Below are 1,496 nucleotides of genomic sequence, written 5' to 3'. Positions count from 1 at the left end.
AAAATTGTTCATGAAAGAAATTAGCAGCGGCTTCTAAACAAGCTAAGCCTTCTTCTACTCTCGCTTTTGTCTGTGCATTATCGTGAGCATCAAACGACTCTTCGTAAATGACTTCTACACCATTAAATGCTGCTAGCGCTTCGACGGCTTCAGGAAAAGTCAAATGATCATAATTCATCAAAAAACGTAAAGCATCGCCACTCTCATGACAACCAAAGCAATAATAAAATTGCTTTTGGTGATTAACTGAAAAAGAGGGGGTTTTTTCACTATGGAATGGGCAACAAGCCCAACTATTTCCCCCTTGGACTTTTTGAAAAGTAATTCTAGAGCCAATTAAGGCTGCAATATCGGTCCTCGCAATTAAATTATCAATGAATGTTCTTTGAATAGACTTCATTTTTTATTGTTCTTGCGTTGAAATTTCAAACATGAGAAAAAGCGGCTTATCTAAGCCGCTTTTTGCTTTCAAGCGATTTCTTAATTGAAGCAACATCAAAAATGATGTTTAAAAGATTAAGCTGACTGCAGCTTTTGACGAAGGTATTGACTTACCTCTGTCATATCTGCTCGCCCTTGTAAATCATTTTTTAATTGTGGCATAAGCTTACCCAACGATGCTATTTCGCAAGGTAATCCACTGTCTGCTAGAACTTTATCTACATGAGCTTGCATTTCTTCTTTAGTAAGCGCTTGCGGTAAAAACTGCTGAATAATTTTAATTTCAGCTTCTTCTTTTTCTGCTAAGTCTTCGCGACCTGTTTCATGAAATTGACGCGCCGCATCCTGACGCTGCTTCACTTGACGAACCAATTCGTTAAGTGCCACTTCATCCGTAATCTCAAGTTGTTTATCTACTTGAATCTGTTTAAAAGCAGCACTTATCATTCGCAACGTTTGTAACGCTTCTTTATCTTTAGCGCGCATTGCCTCTTTAATGGCAGTTTGAACGTTGTCTTGAATGCTCATCTTAGTACAAACGCTCGAAACGGCTACGCTCTTTCTTTAAGCGACGCTGATTACGCTTAACAGCAGCAGCAAGCTTACGCTTACGCTCTTGAGTCGGTTTTTCATAGAACTCACGGCTACGAACTTCTGCCAAAATTCCGGCTTTTTCACAAGAACGCTTAAAACGACGTAATGCGATGTCGAACGGTTCATTATCACGTACTTTTACGCTGGGCATTCAATATCCTCATAAAAATTAAAAAAACAGACGCGCATTATACGCGCGCATTTTCTAAATGCAAAGTTTAAAAGCGAAAAATCTCCATTGCATCACAGATTTGTAGCTAAAGTTTTCTTAAATAATAAACGTTAGATTTCTCTACTAACTAATAGAAGCCATTCGTGTACTTTGTCGATGCTTGTCCGCCAAACTGACATAATGACTCGCACTATAGCGAAAAAATGCTTCCTCCTTATCTGTTAGCTCTCGCAAAGGTTTAGCAGGATTTCCTGCGTATAACCAACCACTAACCAGTCGCTTACCCGGC

The 1,496-nt window shown here is 39.2% G+C and carries 3 protein-coding genes; all 3 read right to left on the bottom strand.

Going from position 1 to position 1,496, the window contains the following annotated elements; genetic code table 11:
• A partial coding sequence (locus tag A5N85_RS13370; RefSeq protein ID WP_249023984.1) for a CHC2 zinc finger domain-containing protein occupies window positions 1-400 on the bottom strand: 400 nt, incomplete at its 3' end.
• Window positions 401-516: 116 nt separating this feature from the next.
• Window positions 517-969, bottom strand: a complete 453-nt coding sequence (locus A5N85_RS13365) for a GatB/YqeY domain-containing protein (protein ID WP_072577611.1) — start codon at window positions 967-969, stop codon at window positions 517-519.
• 1 nt (window position 970) lies between these two features.
• Window positions 971-1,186 carry a 30S ribosomal protein S21 gene (gene rpsU, locus A5N85_RS13360; RefSeq protein WP_072577610.1) on the bottom strand — a complete coding sequence of 72 codons (216 nt, stop codon included), beginning with the start codon at window positions 1,184-1,186 and terminating at the stop codon, window positions 971-973.
• Window positions 1,187-1,496: the final 310 nt, after the last annotated feature.

It is taken from the genome of Suttonella ornithocola (assembly GCF_001889065.1).
Lineage (GTDB): Bacteria > Pseudomonadota > Gammaproteobacteria > Cardiobacteriales > Cardiobacteriaceae > Suttonella_A > Suttonella_A ornithocola.
The sequence above is the reverse complement of the archived record's forward strand: the minus strand, read 5'-3'. Positions and strand labels throughout refer to the sequence as shown.

Coding starts and splice junctions, on each gene's coding strand:
- A5N85_RS13365 (WP_072577611.1), bottom strand. CDS start 969: ATGAGCATTCAAGACAACGTTCAAACTGCCATTAAAGAGGCAATGCGC.
- rpsU (WP_072577610.1), bottom strand. CDS start 1,186: ATGCCCAGCGTAAAAGTACGTGATAATGAACCGTTCGACATCGCATTA.